Origin of the sequence: Rhizobium sp. L9 (assembly GCF_002531885.1) — a bacterium.
Classification (GTDB): domain Bacteria; phylum Pseudomonadota; class Alphaproteobacteria; order Rhizobiales; family Rhizobiaceae; genus Rhizobium.
In genome coordinates, this window is the sequence record NZ_NWSZ01000033.1 from 60372 (window position 1) to 76333 (window position 15962).

General features: G+C 56.0%; 15 protein-coding genes. 3 read left to right on the forward strand and 12 right to left on the reverse strand.

Annotated elements, in window-relative coordinates; all coding sequences use genetic code 11:
* Window positions 1-28 precede the first annotated feature (28 nt).
* Genes CO660_RS27860 through CO660_RS27875 form a run of 4 tightly spaced genes read right to left on the reverse strand, consistent with a single transcriptional unit; the run spans window position 29 to window position 4660 of the window.
* The gene (locus CO660_RS27860) at window positions 29-1027 is read right to left on the reverse strand and encodes an ABC transporter permease (RefSeq protein WP_026188838.1); all 999 of its coding nucleotides are present in this window, start codon (window positions 1025-1027) and stop codon (window positions 29-31) included.
* A 5-nt stretch (window positions 1028-1032) separates the two neighbouring features.
* The gene (locus CO660_RS27865; RefSeq protein ID WP_004671512.1) at window positions 1033-1974 is read right to left on the reverse strand and encodes an ABC transporter permease; all 942 of its coding nucleotides are present in this window, start codon (window positions 1972-1974) and stop codon (window positions 1033-1035) included.
* A 12-nt stretch (window positions 1975-1986) separates the two neighbouring features.
* A complete protein-coding gene (locus CO660_RS27870; RefSeq protein ID WP_170964873.1) occupies window positions 1987-3516 on the reverse strand; it encodes a sugar ABC transporter ATP-binding protein in 1530 nt (509 codons plus the stop codon).
* 55 nt (window positions 3517-3571) lie between these two features.
* Window positions 3572-4660: a substrate-binding domain-containing protein gene (locus tag CO660_RS27875; protein WP_004671515.1), complete on the reverse strand. Its 1089-nt coding sequence runs from the start codon at window positions 4658-4660 to the stop codon at window positions 3572-3574.
* Window positions 4661-4915: 255 nt separating this feature from the next.
* Here CO660_RS27875 and CO660_RS27880 point away from each other — a divergent pair, with 255 nt between their 5' ends.
* Window positions 4916-5545, forward strand: a complete 630-nt coding sequence (locus CO660_RS27880; RefSeq protein ID WP_064842555.1) for a 2,3-bisphosphoglycerate-dependent phosphoglycerate mutase — start codon at window positions 4916-4918, stop codon at window positions 5543-5545.
* Window positions 5546-5908: 363 nt separating this feature from the next.
* Window positions 5909-7015, forward strand: a complete 1107-nt coding sequence (locus CO660_RS27885) for an NAD(P)-dependent alcohol dehydrogenase (RefSeq protein WP_037145482.1) — start codon at window positions 5909-5911, stop codon at window positions 7013-7015.
* A 235-nt stretch (window positions 7016-7250) separates the two neighbouring features.
* Here CO660_RS27885 and CO660_RS27890 read toward each other — a convergent pair whose 3' ends face one another.
* The 8 genes from CO660_RS27890 to CO660_RS27925 all read right to left on the reverse strand — a co-directional run bounded on the left by CO660_RS27890 (window position 7251) and on the right by CO660_RS27925 (window position 14595).
* The gene (locus CO660_RS27890; RefSeq protein WP_082935757.1) at window positions 7251-8531 is read right to left on the reverse strand and encodes a bifunctional 3,4-dihydroxy-2-butanone-4-phosphate synthase/GTP cyclohydrolase II; all 1281 of its coding nucleotides are present in this window, start codon (window positions 8529-8531) and stop codon (window positions 7251-7253) included.
* A gap of 16 nt (window positions 8532-8547) precedes the next feature.
* Window positions 8548-9066: an NAD(P)H-dependent oxidoreductase gene (locus CO660_RS27895; RefSeq protein WP_004671524.1), complete on the reverse strand. Its 519-nt coding sequence runs from the start codon at window positions 9064-9066 to the stop codon at window positions 8548-8550.
* 359 nt (window positions 9067-9425) lie between these two features.
* Window positions 9426-9824, reverse strand: a complete 399-nt coding sequence (locus tag CO660_RS27900) for a GFA family protein (protein WP_008534386.1) — start codon at window positions 9822-9824, stop codon at window positions 9426-9428.
* Between the two features lie 11 nt (window positions 9825-9835).
* Window positions 9836-11053 (reverse strand): LL-diaminopimelate aminotransferase, encoded by a 1218-nt coding sequence (locus CO660_RS27905; protein ID WP_026188837.1) that lies wholly within the window; start codon window positions 11051-11053, stop codon window positions 9836-9838.
* Between the two features lie 77 nt (window positions 11054-11130).
* Window positions 11131-12300 (reverse strand): ABC transporter substrate-binding protein, encoded by a 1170-nt coding sequence (locus tag CO660_RS27910; RefSeq protein ID WP_008534383.1) that lies wholly within the window; start codon window positions 12298-12300, stop codon window positions 11131-11133.
* A gap of 123 nt (window positions 12301-12423) precedes the next feature.
* Entirely contained in the window at window positions 12424-13545 is a 1122-nt protein-coding gene (locus tag CO660_RS27915; protein WP_011053356.1) for an LLM class flavin-dependent oxidoreductase, read from the reverse strand.
* Window positions 13546-13605: 60 nt separating this feature from the next.
* Entirely contained in the window at window positions 13606-14013 is a 408-nt protein-coding gene (locus tag CO660_RS27920; RefSeq protein ID WP_008534380.1) for a carboxymuconolactone decarboxylase family protein, read from the reverse strand.
* 72 nt (window positions 14014-14085) lie between these two features.
* Window positions 14086-14595, reverse strand: coding sequence for a flavin reductase family protein (locus CO660_RS27925; RefSeq protein WP_008534378.1), 510 nt, complete (start codon window positions 14593-14595; stop codon window positions 14086-14088).
* Between the two features lie 134 nt (window positions 14596-14729).
* Here CO660_RS27925 and CO660_RS27930 point away from each other — a divergent pair, with 134 nt between their 5' ends.
* Window positions 14730-15497 (forward strand): SDR family oxidoreductase, encoded by a 768-nt coding sequence (locus tag CO660_RS27930; RefSeq protein WP_004671535.1) that lies wholly within the window; start codon window positions 14730-14732, stop codon window positions 15495-15497.
* Window positions 15498-15962: the final 465 nt, after the last annotated feature.

Below are 15962 nucleotides of genomic sequence, written 5' to 3' on the forward strand. Positions count from 1 at the left end.
ACGGGAATGACTTGATCGGTCCGACGGACTAGACGCGACCCGCGCGCGCACCGTAGATGATTGCGGCAAATGCAATGATCACGCCCTGGACGATAAGCTTGCCCGGCTCCTGGATGCCGAAGACGGTCAGCATCGCGAACAGGAAGCTGAAGGCAACGACGGCAACGAACGGCCCGGCGACGCCGCCCCGGTCGACGCCGAACGTCACACCGCCGAGGATCGTGGCGGCGAGCGCATTCATGAAGGTGTCGAAGCCTGGCTTGATGGTGCCGACCGCCAACGCGGATACCTGGACCAGGGCCGCGATGCCTGTCAGGGCGCCCGCGAGCGTGTGCGAGACAAAAATCGTACGTGCCAACGGAATTCCTGTAGTTTCCGCCGCCCTCGGATTGTCGCCGACGGCCCTGAAGTAACGCCCGACGATGAGAAAGCGAAATGCGATAGAAATCAGGGCGGCGATGACGATCCACAGGACCACGGAATAGGAAAGGCCGTGGATATTGCCGCTCGTAAGTATTCGAAGCCAGCTTGGCGTTGAACCGGGCGCGCGGCCGGCGCTCATGTATTGGACGATCCCAATCAGAATGGCCGAAACACTTAGTGTGGAGATAACGGCAGAAGCGCGCACGTATGCTACGAGTATTCCGTTTACACCCCCCACAGCTAGCCCAATCACAACAGGCATGAGGACGGTCATTAGCGGTGGATAGTTGTTGAGCTGGCCCGAGCTGGCCAGATAGATCGCGAAGGCGAAAATACCGCTGACAGAGAGATCGATGGATCGCACCCGCATGACAAGCGACTGGGCGAGCACCGCGATCCCGAGCGGCGCTGACTGCTTGAGGATTACAAACCAGTAGTTGGGATTTATGAGCGTGGCGCTCACTGCTGGAGCAACCGCAACCAGGATTGCGAGCACATAGTATGCGGGCGGTAGCCCGAGTATCCACGAAATGGCGCTCTTACCCCTCAATGAGCGAGATGGTGCTTCAGTTTTCGAGTCTGATGTGGTCATCGAGAAGTCCATCTCTTTCAAAGTCCGATTGTTTTGCGTCGCTGCGAAACGACGAGTACGAGAAGCAACACACCCTTGACGACCGACTGAAGAAATGCAGAGACGTTGGCCAGATTCATCACATTATTCACTGTCCCGAGGATCGCCGCGCCAACGACGGTTCCCACAATGCTTCCGATGCCCCCGGCGAGGTGGACCCCACCCAATGCTGCAGCCGTTACAGACTCAATCCCGAATGAAGCGCCGCCCTTAGGATCACCCGATGCAAGGCGACCTGCAAGAAACATCCCCGCAGCGCATGCGAATAGAGCGGAAAGAACATACGCTTTGATGATGGTGCGCTCGACGGGAACACCGTTCATCCGTGCGTTGAAGTCATTGCCGCCGGAAGCGAAGAGGTAGAGGCCGAAGGGACGACGATAGAGAATCCAGGATGCGAAGAGCGATGCCGTGATCAACCAAAACAATGAGTTAGGTACGGGGCCGATGGATCCGGCTACCGAGCCGGAAAGCCACTCCGGAACGCGCCCACCTGGGATTGGCAAAATGATCAACGCGATACCTTGGCCGATGCCCATTGTTGTCAGCGTCATGATGATTGGATGTACATTGAGGCGCGCGACACCGTAACCGTTCGCTACTCCGAACCCCATCGCCACCGCGATGCAGATAAGCACGCGGGTTATCTCAGGAAGATCAAGCGTCATGATCGTCGTCGTTAGACTGATGACGGACCCAACCGACACGTCGAGGCCGCCAGTGAGAATGACGAACGTCTGACCGAGAGCCGAGATGACGAGCACCGTCGATTGCGCCAGGAGATTAGACAAATTCTCCGGATCCATGAAGTCCGGCAATAATATTACCGAGGCGACAACCATCACCAGGAGCGTTCCAATGGAAAGCCCGATCGCTCCCGCGCGATAAGGGAGCTTCAGGCGACTGGCAAATGAATTCATAAGTTATCCTCCTCAATGCACCGCAGCACGGGGATCCGGTGACGCACTCGCCCCCAGCGCAGTCTCGAGGATTCTTTCCTCGGTCGCCCCCTCTGCGGACATCTGCCCGACGATCTTCCTGTCATGAACGACCAAAATGCTGTCGCAGAGCCCTATAAGCTCAGCGTGCTCGCGCGACGAAACCACGACCGCACCGCCACGATCACTGAAGTCCCGCAGCAATCTGTAAATCTCTGCCTTTGCACCGACGTCGACGCCGCGCGTGGGCTCCTCAATAACGAGGATGTCCACTCCGGAGAGCAACCAGCGGCCCAGCAGCACCTTCTGCTGATTCCCGCCCGAGAGTTTACCTACGGGCGCATTGGGATCGGCGGCCGCAACTCGTAGCGACTTGATCACCTCGCGGACCCTCGACACCGATCGCCACGCAACGCTTGCCATATTCCGATTGAGCTGTTTTCCCAGCGCGATGTTGTCGTAGATAGGCAGGCGCAGGAACAGCCCTTCCTGCTTCCTGTCTTCAGGGATAAAACCGATTCCTGATGCGACCGCGCGAGCGAACCCTGACCCTACATTCACCACGTGCATGCTGTTGTCGAGGCCGGCACGCCACACGGCGATGGCCTTTGGCGATTCAACGCCCACAATGGCACGCATTATCTCTCGCTGGCCCTGTCCTTCGAGCCCTGCCAGCCCGATGATTTCACCTTTTCTGACAACGAAAGTGACTGTCGAGCTGCTGTCGTCGAGGCGCAAGTCCGAAACCTCCAGCATTGCCGCTCCGGTGGCCTGCGAGCGCGGCGGAAAGAAGTTCTGAAGTTCGCGACCAACCATTGTCGCTACCAGCGTTTGCAAGTTGAAGTCCTGCGCTCTTGCAGTCCTTACCCAAGCGCCATCTTTCATGACGGTGATGGTGTCGCATAGTTCGAAGACTTCATTCATGCGATGAGAGATGTAGACGACAGCCTTATGTTGAGCCTTAAGGTCGCGGATAACCTTGAAAAGATGCGCGACATCGGTCGAGTTCAACGCCGCCGTTGGCTCGTCGAAGATGAATACGTCCGCGTTCGACGTAAGTCCCTTCGCGATCTCTACTGCCTGCTGCTGCGCGACAGTCAGTGTCTCGACGATCGCAGTTGCGTCGAGCTGTGGAAATACGTCAGCCAGCAAAGCGCGAGCGCGTTTCACTACCTCGACGCTATCGATCGAACCGTCAATGCGACGAGGTTCATGGCCCAGGAACATGTTCTCAGCAACGGTGAGATTGGGGATCAGGGTAAACTCCTGAAACACCGTCGACACTCCCGCCAACCGTGCCTCCTTAGGGGAACGGAAATTGACTTCCTCCCCGCGGAGCCGAACACTTCCTGCGCCCGGCTGATATACCCCCGCCAGAATACGCATCAGGGTGGACTTCCCCGCGCCGTTTTCCCCCATCAGAGCGTGCACGGAGCCACGTTCCAGGGAAAAGCGAACGTCCGAAAGGACTTTCGTGAAACCAAACGATTTGTTGATGCCGACCATCTCGACAAGCGTGCTCATGGGAATTTCCATCTTCGACAGGGATACGGGCACGAGTGATCGTGCCCGTAGTTCATCAAGCCTTGAAATAATCAAGGAGCTTTTCGTTCGGCATTTCGGTCGGCGCCCAGTACGCATCAGTGAGATCTGCGCGATAGAACTGGGAGAGCGTCTCGTCGGTGATCGGCTTGGGGCGGTTCGTCCAGTTACGCTGAATCGGCTTCCCATCCAGCAAGGCGAAGGCGGCCCGCAGCGCGGCAGTAGACAGAGCGGGTGGGCAAATCGGACCGATCGAGGAAAGTTTTTCGTCATTCCAACGACGCATCCAGCCGTTAAGTGCTTCGCCCGTGATTGGCGGGATCGTTGAGGCGCCAGCCTCCTGCAAGGCATCCAAAACGCCAAGAGACATGTTGGCTCCATCGGTCCAGATGCCCGCGACATCGGGGTCGGAGAGATACAGGCTTTCGGCGATCTTCTTTGAGTCCTCATAAGACCAGCTTCCGTGCTGGGTCGACGTGATCTGAAGTCCAGACTTGCTGAAGACTTCCATGGCGCCTGCATAACGATCTGCATCGATGGGATGCCCGGCGACGCCACGCAGAACCCATACCTTGCCCTTGTTGCCAAGCTTGTCGACGAGGAACTGAGCCATCACGCGCCCGAAATAGAAGTCGTCGCCCTGGACCTGAACCGTAAACTCCTCGGTGTCGACGCGTCCGAGATAGACTACGGTTGGAATGCCAGCAGCCTTTGCCTTCTTGATGCCCTCGACGGCGGAACCGGTGGTTAGCGGTGCGATGATGATCGCATCGACCTTCTGGGCGATCAGATCCTCGATATCGGCAACTTGTTTGGAGGCATTGAGATCAGCGCTCCGGAACTGGTAATCAGCGATCCGATCCTTGTTCTTTTTTATTTCATATTCGGCTTCAAACGCCGTCTGGTAGGTATGCGTTGAACCAGCGAGGCCGTAGTGGCTGTGTCCGATCTTCCACGGGCCTGACTTCTTGAACTTACCCGCGTCGACAATTGGGTTGGCGCCTTCGGAGGGCCAAGTGTCAGGTAGGAGACTGATCGCGTCGTCGGCGCGAAGAATCCCCGGCATTCCGAACGTGCCGGCTACAGCAATTGCCCCGCTCGCTTGTAGAAATGTACGTCTCTTCATGAAAATTCCTCCTCCGGCCGCTCTGGGCGGCATTGTCTGTTAAGGCGAGAGCCTTGCCTTCCCAAGCCGTGCCGGACTCTCCTCAATACGGCGGAGTGCATTGGTATGAGCTATCAGACAATCTGTCAATAAATATATACTTCGACGTTTATTTTTTCGGCATCGTTTTGTTTTCACTTGCACATAGTCGCACTTGACGGATTGTCCGATAGTGCGACAATATTCGTGTTCGCTAAATCGATGGGAGGGTTATGAATGTCCACTCTGGTGATTGTCCGGCATGGCCAAAGCGAAGGGAACGCGCGCGGGGAGTTCTCGGGTACGAGCGACGTTCCGCTCACACAGGAGGGCTGGTCTGAGAGCAGGCGAGCCGGCTCACTGCTCGCGAACCTCGGCATCTCGTTCGATATTGCGTTTAGCTCTGCCCTCTTGCGCACAGTTGACACTTGCAGAGCGATTTTGAACGAAACCAACGGCGATCTGCTGGAGCCAATCAGGAGAACCGAGTTGAACGAACGCGACTACGGACAGCTCACCGGCATCAACAAGAACGTGGCACGTGAGCGGTGGGGCCAGGATGTTGTCCAGGTTTGGCGCCGCTCGTACAGCACTCCACCACCTGGGGGAGAAAGCATACGGGACATAAGCGCGAGGGTTCTGCCCTTTTTGATAAGCGAAGTGTTCCCCCCCTTGTTGAGAGGGAAATCGGTTCTTGTGGTGGCCCACGGGAATACGATCAGGTCACTAAAGCAGGGCATCGAACGCCTCACGATCCAGGATACGCTCGCTATTGAGTCACCGACCGCCGCGCCAACTGTATACCGGATTGCGTCGGACCTCTCGATCATCGAGAAGACTAACGTCCTGGTTGGTACTGTCTGTTAAGCCTGGCTGGCAGTAGCATCGTTTGTAGTCGGTTAAACTTGGCAATACCGGTGTCTCGAAGCTGTCGATAGCCTTCAGAACCGGCTCGACGTCGGCAAGCGACGCCATCCGGCTCGCCTCACACGTTGCTACTAAATTTTCGTCTGCCGATCTTTCAGCCCAAAGCGGGACAAGACGCATGCTCCCTTTCGAACATGCACGGAACCCTTTGATCACTTCAAATCAGCGTTCACTCGTGACTTTGCAAAAATGCAGCCCTGCTCCGGTTGAACTGATCTAATTTAACAGAGTAATTATTGACTGATTGTCTGACGATGAGTACGTTCGCGCGAATTGCGTTGTGAGCCTTGGAGGAACAGTTACATGAAGCAGGCATATGCGGCGGTCTCGCGCGAAAAGGCGAAGCCCTTGATCTTGGAGTGCATAGGGATTGAGGAACCTCGTGCAGACGAGATTTTGGTCCGCATCGTCGCATCGGGGGTATGTCATACCGACCTGGTGGTCAGGGACCAGGGATATGACGTACCTCAACCTGTTGTGTTGGGACACGAAGGCTCTGGCGTCGTCGAGGCCGTCGGGAGCGCAGTTAAAGATCTTGTGCCCGGTGATCACGTTGCTTTGAGCTACGCCTATTGCGGCAAGTGCGAAAAGTGCCTTTCCGGTACACCTTTCTACTGCGAGGACTTCTTCGGTCGCAATTTCCGCGGCACTCGTCCGGATGGCACCTGCCCGATCCATGATTCTCACGGGAAACAGATTAGTGGCTGCTTCTTCGAGCAGTCGTCATTTGCAACCTACGCCATCGCCAGCGAACGAAACGCCGTGAAGGTTGCAAAGGATGTTCCACTCGAGTTGATTGGACCGCTCGGGTGCGGGCTTCAGACCGGTGCTGGCGCGGTACTGAATTGCCTCAAGCCGAAGCCCGGCTCGTCAATAGCAGTGTTCGGTGCTGGTGCGGTTGGCATGGCGGCTACGATGGCCGCGAAAATCGCCGGATGCGCGACCATCATCGTGATCGACTTGAACGATGAACGGCTGGAACTTTCGCGCGAACTCGGGGCGACGCACACGATAAATGCCCGCAAATTGGACAGCGTTGCCGCGATCAGGAAGATCGTCCCCGCAGGCGTTGATTTCAGCTTGGAATGCACGAGTTCGCCACGAGTTTTCCGTCAGGCAGTCGACTGCCTTGGTACGCCGGGAACATGCGGTCTCGTTGGCTCGTCCGCTCTCGGCACTGAAGGCACGATCGATATCGGGAACTTCCTTTTCGGCCGCACATTGATCGGCGTTGTCGAAGGACAAAGCATTCCGTCCGAGTTCGTCCCGCAGTTGATCGAGTATTGGCAGCAGGGACTTTTCCCGTTCGACAAACTGGTTCAGTTCTATGACCTCGACCAGATCAACGAGGCGATGGCTGATTCCGAGAGCGGCAAAGTCATTAAGCCGATCCTTCGCATGAAGCATTAGTTTGCGAGACTTTTCGAAAGACAAGACGGACCGCGATTAAATGCGATCCGTCGGAACAGCCGTGCTCAAGACGAGATATGGTCGAACGCTGCTTTCGATGCAATCGCGGGCCACATCACTCCGATACGCCTGCACGAATGATGTGCTGGCAGGGCCGACGCAAAAGCTCTAGGACTCTGCCGGTCAAAGGCGGCCCCCTACAATCACCGGCAGGTAAGTGGCGAGGGCGGCTCCGCTACCCAAGGGGTCCAGAGAACACCTGCGCGCCAAACACTGAAAAGACGTTGTTCCGGCCGACGTGTTCAGCTGACGTGTCCTGGTCCAACAGGTGGCCAAACCGATCGCGCTTTGTCTTAAGATAAGTGATGTTGGACGCGCTAGATGCGGCGATCAGACTCTGGCGAGACGACACGATGACGCCTGACGTTCGCAGCGCCTCTATTTTTGCAAGATTGTTGGTCAGAAGCCGAACGCTGCCGATACCGAGGTCGCGGATGATATCCGCCGCTGCGTTATATTCGCGGGAATCAGATGCGAAGCCGAGTTCCCGATTTGCCTCAAGAGTATCACGACCATGATCCTGCAGGCCGTAAGCCGCAATTTTGTTTCCTAAGCCAATGCCACGCCCCTCTTGCCCACGCATGTAGATCACGCAACCAGCGCCCGCTAACTGGACCGCCCGAAGAGCCATTTCGAGCTGTTGACCGCAGTCGCATCGCATGGACCGGAACGCCTCACCTGTCAGACATTCAGAATGCACCCGTACCAGAACGTCTTCCTTCTCGCACAACTCGCCAAGTGTCAAAGCTAAGTGTTCCGTTCCCGTCAAACTATCGCGATAAGCAATTGCCTTGAAATCCCCAAACCGCGTTGGCATAAAGGACTGCGCGTAACGCTTTACCCTCGTATCACGACTCCTGCAGTACTCAATCAAAGCGTCGATCGTTACTATGTGCAGGCCATGTTCGATTGCGAACTTCTCGAGATCTGGCAGTCGAGACATGGTTCCGTCGTCATTGGCGATCTCGCAGATTACGCCAGCCGGCGCCAGGCCGGCCAGTCGTGCAAGATCCACGGCAGCTTCGGTGTGGCCAGGACGGCCCAGGACACCGAGACGATTTGCACGCAAAGGAAAAATGTGACCCGGCCGCGATAGGTCTTCCGGCCGCGTCTGCGGATCGATGAGCGACTTGACGGTTGCTGCTCGATCTTCGGCTGAAATCCCTGTCGTTGTGCCGTGTTTGCAATCGACGGAAACGGTAAATGCCGTCTGCAGTGAGTCCGAATTACGTGTGACCATCAGGGGGATCTCGAGTTTGTCGAGACGTTCGGCTGGAAGTGGCACGCAGATAAGGCCTCTCGCATATTTCATCATGAAAGCGATGTGCTCAGCTGTTATTTTTTCGGCAGCAACGACTAGGTCGCCTTCATTCTCCCGATTTTCGTCGTCGACCACGATAACCATCTCGCCCGCTTCGATCGCCTCGATCGCCTCATCTATGCTCGAAAAAGACATGGAATCCTCCTCCTTATTATGGGCTGACGGCGCGACGCGCGGCATCGAGCTCTCTGTCGACAAGCGCGCGCAGGTTCTCAGAAAGAGCATCGTTCTGAAAATCTTCATCGAGAGCGAAAATGAAACGGCTATGTATTTGCGCTTCGAAAAAGTCGAATAAGGCTTCCATCGAGGCTTCGACGAGCGGCTTGTGACTCGATGCTTTACCGGTTGCAAAAGGGATCACATAGCGGCCCTTAAGCGCTTTCATGTCGACAAGGTCGAATAAATGCTTCAGCAACCCAGTGTAAGATGCTTTGTAGACCGGACTACCAACAACTAGCACGTCACTAGCCAAAATATCGTTGAGTGCCGCTTTAACAATCTCAGCGGCGCTGGAGGGCAACACTGTTGCCCCAAGGTGCGGATGAAGGTCGACAAGGTCCCAGCAGCTTGCTTCGTTGCCGGACGCGCGCACCCGATCCACCATGAAGTCTGCTACGGCCCGGGTTTTCGAGGGGCGCGATAAATTCCCCGTTATTACAACAACTTTCATGTCACAGGACTCCCAACATTCTCGCATAAGACAATCTTACAATTTTCACTCACACCGCAATGGAGGTCGTTGAGGACCCGTGGGGGCAAAAATAGTCCTGCGGTGTCCTGAGCCCTCACAACCCGTAATTTCCGAACCTCGAAGGCTGGATTGCTTCGCAGAAGTCTTCTGTCTCGTACGACTTTATTCTCTCAATGGGTGGGCTCGCCGTGCAAGCGAACCTATTGTCTCCAATCCCTGCCGCTTTTACCGACCCAGCACGTTTGCGTTAGAACCTCCTGGACAGGAATGAGGCGTTGCCGCTTGATATACGGTCGCCGTGACTCCACCTCAGTTACGACAGGTAGTATCCCGGTCACTTACGGGAACTCTGGTGAGCTTGCCTTCGATGGATCATGGGCGAGCCAAGGTTTCGCATGCGATACCCATACGTTTGACATCGGCACACTTCCAGGATCGGTATCGAACGTGCCGGCTCTAACGACTTTGAGCTCCGGGCTGGCCGGCCGCTCCGCATAAACGTGCGAGCCACATACCGAACAAAACCACCGCAGCTTTCCAGGCGTCGATTCGAAGCTATGAAGCGTATCTTGGCCTGTAAGGATCTTGAAGTGCTCGCTTTTCACCTTCGCAGCGGTATTGTGATCAGCGGCGTGGGACTTCCGGCATGTTTGACAGAAGCAATTCCACATGGGTCCATCAATTTCCTGAACCTGGTACGTAACGGCTTTGCATTGGCATGATCCGAAGATTGGCATCGGGTATCCTTTCACTGATTCATTACGTTGATTTCAAATTTCTCGTCGCCGCTAAGCCAGCGTTTGATGTTGCGCGCAGCCTGGCGGATGCGGTGTTCGTTCTCGACGAGCGCCAGACGGACGTAGTCGTCGCCCATTTCGCCGAAGCCGATACCCGGTGCAACGGCGACGTCGGCCTTCTCGACCAGCAGCTTGGAAAACTCCAGCGAACCGAGATGACGGAACTTTTCGGGGATCTTCGCCCAGGCGAACATGGTGGCAGCCGGCGGCGGCACGTCGAAGCCGGCCTTGCCGAAGCTTTCGACCATGACGTCGCGGCGACGCTTGTAGACGTTGCGAACCTCCGCAATGTCGGAACCGTCGCCGTTCAGCGCATGGGTCGCGGCCACCTGGATCGGCGTGAAGGCGCCGTAGTCGAGATAGGACTTGACGCGGGTGAGCGCCGCGATCAGCCGCTCGTTGCCGACGGCAAAGCCCATGCGCCAGCCGGGCATGGAAAAGGTCTTCGACATCGAGGTGAATTCGACGGTCACATCCATTGCACCAGGCACTTCGAGAACCGATGGCGGCGGAGCGCCGTCGAAGTAGATCTCGGAATAGGCAAGGTCGGAAAGCACGATGATGTCATGCTTCTTGGCGAAGGCGACGACGTCCTTATAGAAATCGAGCGTCGCGACGAGGGCCGTCGGGTTCGAGGGGTAGTTGAGGATCAGCGCCAACGGCTTCGGGATCGAATGTCGGACCGCCCGCTCCAGCGGCGGGAAAAAGCTCTCATCCGGCTCAACCGACATCGAGCGGATCACGCCGCCCGCCATCAGGAAACCGAAGGCGTGGATCGGATAGGTCGGGTTCGGGCAGAGGATCACGTCGCCGGGCGCGGTGATCGCCTGCGCCATGTTGGCGAAGCCTTCCTTGGAGCCCAAGGTGGCAACCACCTGGGTATCCGGGTTGAGCTTGACGCCGAAGCGGCGGGCATAATAGGCGGCCTGGGCGCGGCGCAGCCCCGGAATGCCCTTGGAGGAGGAATAACGGTGGGTGCGCGGATCCTGCACGACCTCGCACAGCTTGTCGACGATCGATTGGGGAGTCGGAAGGTCGGGGTTTCCCATGCCGAGATCAATGATATCGGCGCCGCCCGCTCGCGCGCTTGCTTTCAAACGGTTGACCTGTTCGAAAACATAAGGCGGCAAACGTTGAATTCTGTGAAAGTCCAGCACACTATTTCCAATCAAATCGCAGATACCTCCCGCGCCGATTATAGAAACCGACGCGGGAGGCTGGGAGGTCTCCTTCCGGAGAACATTCATTACTTCTTCGGCCGCCAAGCTAACGGATCTTCAGGACGTTCGAAGTAGTTTGCAGCGACGTCTGCAGGCCACCAGCCGTTGTTCTTCGGCTCGATCCAATCCGTAGAATTGGGATCGCAATCTTCCTTCAGCACTTCCTTCACGTCATCAATGGTGTAAGGAAGCGCAGGACGAAGAATCGACTGGATCTTTGGTCCCTGGCCTTCGAGCGTTCGCATCATGACGTCCCACACAAGGCGGGCATCAGACCGCGGCGGCCAGAAATGGAAGCTCTTGCTTATGAAATCAGGGTTCTTACGCCAGTAGCAGGCTGCGGAAGCCTCACCCCCGAGCACGATAGGCATCATGTCGCGGCCGGATTGCTGTACTGCGTTCACGACACCGTTTTCTGAAGCGGACTGAACGAGAATGCCATTAACCTCAGCAAGATTGGTGGCAAGAAACTTCTGAACCTCAACCTGGGCGACCTGGTCGGTCCATTTGCCAGCTATCGTGCCTACAATTTTGATACCGGGGAATTTATCGAACGCGTTCTTCGCGCCGATGTCGAAGCTGTCCGATGATGCGAAACCGGGGATGCCCGATACCATCAGGACGTTGCCTTTTTCACCGATTTCCTTGGCAAGCCATTCAGCAGCCTTGTAGCCACCGTCGGTGTTATTCTCTGTGGCATTGATTGCGTAGGGTGATGTGACATAGCCCGAGACTGAGAAGACTGGCACGCCTTTCGAATGAGCATACTCTATGGTCTTGTTAAGTGCGGTAATGTTCGAGCAGCAAATGACGATCGCATCAACACCGTCGTCAACCATCTGCCGCATCTGCTGGATTTGGACAGCGTCTTTGAGGTCAGACTGCGTGACGATAAGATCGGAGACTAGGCCTGCTTCCTTATATTTCGGAAGCAATACGTTGGTGAATTCGTCCAGGATGTTCGCGCGCCAGGTATTACCGGCATATGTGGATGCATAACCAATTTTCCACGGCGGTGGACGTTTTGGAACAAAATCTTTGTACACCGTCCCCCCGAGCGGAATGGCGGGATCGATATTCTCGTAAAGCGCCTTTTGGTCCGGCGGCAACGAATCGAGGCCGTCAGCCTTCGCCACGCCGTTCATGTGATAAAGGCTCGACAGCGTAAAAAGCGCTGCAACGATTTTCTTCAGCATTCAGGGCCTCCTCCCCTTGTGGTTCCGCTCAACCGCCGGCCCCTTTGGCCGCCAGCCGCGAAAATCCTGCCAGAATCTGGCAGAGTTCGTGTCGGGACGGCAATCGCCGTCCCGAGGACTGGTTCAGTTGCGCAGACCGGCTTGCTTGAGCAGCGGCATGACACGGTCGTTAAAGAAGGGAAGTTCCTCGTTGTAATCGACCATTGTCAGCAAGGCGCCGTTGACGCCTGTATTGCTGAGATCCACGAGCTTGTCGGCGACTTGTTCTGGATTGCCGACGATCGGGTATCCACCCCAGCCAGCGACGAAGCGTTCCTTGAATTTTTGATACATTTCGGCAGAATGGTTTTGAGATTGCACCTGCAGAACTTCACAGATGTTCTCGCATGCCTCCCAGTCACCCTTCTGGTTGACGTAGTAGTCGTAGTATTCCTTTGCTTCCTTCTCCGTTTCGCGAACGATAACGGGGCAAGCTGTGAATGTGCCAAGATCACGGTTATATTCAGTACGCGCCAGGTCCTTCACCTTTTTGACCCAGGCAGCGCCCGATTCCATGTCTTGCATGAAGCCGAAGTTGAAGTCGCAGAACTTGGCGGTGAAATGCAGTCCCTTGCCCGAGGCGCCGGCGCAGATCAGGAGCGGGCGACCCGCCTTGTTGTAGGGTTTGGGTTCACTGAAGGCGTCTTTGACTTTGAGGAACTCGCCTTCGAAGGTAACGCCATTGCGTTTCCAGAGCGTCTCGACGATATCCATCCATTCAGTGGCGTATTCATAGCGGGTGTCGTGCTCCATCATAGGAACTCCGAACATTTCCATTTCGGGAGTGAACCAGCCGGTAACGAGATTGAGGCCGTATCGACCCTTCGAGATGTGATCGATTGTTGTCGCCATCTTGGTTGCAACAATCGGGTTTAGCGTCGGAATGTGAGTCGTTGAGAAGAACTGGAGCTTCGTGGTGACCGCCGCGAGAGCGGCCGCCCAGGTGAACGTATCCATGTTCACGCCATTGAAGTTTGAAGGACCGCCAAAACCACGCCAGCGTGCAATCGGCACCATGCATTCCCAACCGGCTGCCTCAAGCTTCTTTGCAATCTCGACGTTGTGGTCGAAGGTAGGTTCGAACGTTGTCTCAGCGAGCGTAATCGCGCATGCATTCGAGCAATTCGTGCCAAATACGCCGAGCTTGAGCTTGTTATCATTGAACATTGGGTTTCCGGCAGCGCGGAAATCGTCTTGTGCGGTCACTGTAGTCCCTCCTCGGGCTGGCAACGGATGATGCTCAGCCCACTCAAATGCGTTGAATAACTAGATGCCCATCTCGTCGAAAACTTCCGCTGCCACGCGGAAGCTGTCGATGGCCGCAGGAACACCGCAGTAAATCGAAACCTGGAGGAAAACCTCCCGAATTTCCTCTTTGGTAAGACCGTTGTTGATTGCTCCGCGAACATGCAGTTTCAGCTCATGCGGACGATTGAGGGCCGAAATCATCCCGAGATTGAGGATGCTGCGCTGCTTGCGCTCCAGGCCCGGCCGATTCCAAATCGCGTCCCAGCAGTATTCCGTGACGAGGGTTTGCATCGGCCAATTGAAGTCGGTGGCTTTGCTGACCGACGCATCAACATAGGCCCCCCCCAAGACTTCGCGCCGGGTCTTTAGTCCGCGCTCAAAGCGCTCTGTGACTTCACGTCCATGAATTTCTCTTGCGGGTGCCATATTGCTCACGCTTTTCTCCTTGCCGCCCTTGGGCTTTCGATGAGTGATGTGATTGGTGGTTAAAGCCACCTACTATGCGGCCGATCCACTGATGGACGACGACCTGACGAGTTGACCGTTTTCGTAGAGAAGCGGCGCGATTGACTCGATGAACCGTGCTTCGAGCACTTCTCCGAGCACAACATCATGCGTTCCAACGTGAACGACATCTTTTAGCTTGCAGACAAACGCCGCCTGCGCATCGGACAGGACCGGCATGCCGTCGAGAGACAGCCACTCGCCGTAATGAAAGCGCTCTTCACCCTTCAATTGCCCACTGAACAGCGGCACAAGATCGGCATGTGAAAGATGCAGCATGTTCACGGCGAACTTCCCGGAGATCTTCAAAGGCTGATTCACCGAAGCCGATTGGTTGATGCAGACAAGAACAGTTGGTGGGTCCGCGGTAACCGACTGGACCGCGGTGGCGGCCATGCCATGACGGACCCCGTTGAGTTCGGTCGTGATCAAGCAGATGGTTGATGTGAACCGACGCATAGCTGCCTTAAAAGCCAACTGCGCCTCAGTGCTGGTATCGGCCATATTGTCCTCCCACGGCCAAATTCGATCGAGCCTAGATAAACAGATCAGCAGACAATCTGTCAACTGGATTTTCACAATTGACAGATTGTCTGCTAAAATGTCTTCTAAGGCACCCAAAAATGAGGAGATGGTCGATGGATTTGAATCAAAGGGTTTGTATCGTCACAGGGGGCGGCAGCGGCATTGGTCGTGCGACCGCCGAGCTTTTCGCAAAGAACGGCGCCTATGTGGTTGTTGCTGATGTCAATGAAGACGCCGCGGTTCGTGTGGCGAACGAGATCGGCTCGAAGGCTTTCGGTGTTCGCGTCGACGTCTCGTCCGCCAAGGACGCGGAAAGCATGGTTGAGAAGACGACCGCAAAGTGGGGCCGGGTCGACGTGCTCGTCAATAATGCCGGGTTCGGAACGACGGGGAATGTGGTGACCATTCCTGAAGAAACTTGGGACCGGATTATGTCCGTAAACGTCAAAGGGATCTTCCTTTGCTCAAAGTACGTCATTCCTGTTATGCGACGGAACGGCGGAGGTTCGATCATCAATACGACTTCCTACACCGCAACCTCAGCAATCGCGGACAGGACTGCCTACGTAGCATCGAAAGGAGCAATATCTTCGCTGACGCGCGCGATGGCCATGGATCATGCGAAAGAGGGAATTCGTGTCAACGCGGTCGCTCCAGGGACAATCGACTCTCCTTACTTCACGAAAATCTTCGCCGAAGCGAAGGACCCCGCGAAGCTTCGCAGCGATTTCAACGCCCGTGCCGTCATGGATCGGATGGGGACAGCTGAAGAGATTGCTGAAGCAATGCTTTTTCTTGCGTCCGATCGTTCGAGGTTCGCGACCGGTAGCATTCTGACGGTCGATGGCGGCTCCTCGATCGGAAACCACCTGGTCAAGTGAAGGAAAGGGCGGCACTCGTCATGCCCTTACATTTGAGGCAGGAACACCGGGGTATAAGGCTCCAGCCTCGTTGATCATTGACGTGTTCCTAACCCGTCAATGACAGCACAGAGCTGTTGGCCTAGGCGCAGCTCTTGTCGGACTTGCGGCACGCTCCAGCAAATATGATAGAGAAAGGACTGCCGGCGACAACGAGATCTAACAGCGGAAACTGGATCAAGGACATTTCGCAATTTTTGTCGAATAACCCCACGATGTCGGTCAGATGACGTCATGCGAGTGCCGACCTTCCGGAATAGCCGCATGCTGGTTCCGAATGCCCTCTATCGCAACGCTGTCGGCATAAGTTTAGTCCGGAATACAAGGTGATACGATCGTGTCCCGGGAGGTGGGGTAGCTGACGGCTGATTGCCGTGCTTTCCGAGGTCGGGTCGGAGGGGATATCAGCGTGCCACAGCGGGCAGG

Excerpts from the sequence above, each read along its gene's own strand:
- CO660_RS27895 (WP_004671524.1), bottom strand. The coding sequence starts at position 9,066 with ATGAAAGTTGTTGTAATAACGGGGAATTTATCGCGCCCCTCGAAAACC.
- CO660_RS27920 (WP_008534380.1), bottom strand. The coding sequence starts at position 14,013 with ATGGCACCCGCAAGAGAAATTCATGGACGTGAAGTCACAGAGCGCTTT.
- CO660_RS27910 (WP_008534383.1), bottom strand. The coding sequence starts at position 12,300 with ATGCTGAAGAAAATCGTTGCAGCGCTTTTTACGCTGTCGAGCCTTTAT.
- CO660_RS27880 (WP_064842555.1), top strand. The coding sequence starts at position 4,916 with ATGTCCACTCTGGTGATTGTCCGGCATGGCCAAAGCGAAGGGAACGCG.
- CO660_RS27870 (WP_170964873.1), bottom strand. The coding sequence starts at position 3,516 with ATGAGCACGCTTGTCGAGATGGTCGGCATCAACAAATCGTTTGGTTTC.
- CO660_RS27930 (WP_004671535.1), top strand. The coding sequence starts at position 14,730 with ATGGATTTGAATCAAAGGGTTTGTATCGTCACAGGGGGCGGCAGCGGC.
- CO660_RS27875 (WP_004671515.1), bottom strand. The coding sequence starts at position 4,660 with ATGAAGAGACGTACATTTCTACAAGCGAGCGGGGCAATTGCTGTAGCC.
- CO660_RS27890 (WP_082935757.1), bottom strand. The coding sequence starts at position 8,531 with ATGTCTTTTTCGAGCATAGATGAGGCGATCGAGGCGATCGAAGCGGGC.
- CO660_RS27925 (WP_008534378.1), bottom strand. The coding sequence starts at position 14,595 with ATGGCCGATACCAGCACTGAGGCGCAGTTGGCTTTTAAGGCAGCTATG.
- CO660_RS27860 (WP_026188838.1), bottom strand. The coding sequence starts at position 1,027 with ATGGACTTCTCGATGACCACATCAGACTCGAAAACTGAAGCACCATCT.
- CO660_RS27865 (WP_004671512.1), bottom strand. The coding sequence starts at position 1,974 with ATGAATTCATTTGCCAGTCGCCTGAAGCTCCCTTATCGCGCGGGAGCG.
- CO660_RS27900 (WP_008534386.1), bottom strand. The coding sequence starts at position 9,824 with ATGCCAATCTTCGGATCATGCCAATGCAAAGCCGTTACGTACCAGGTT.
- CO660_RS27885 (WP_037145482.1), top strand. The coding sequence starts at position 5,909 with ATGAAGCAGGCATATGCGGCGGTCTCGCGCGAAAAGGCGAAGCCCTTG.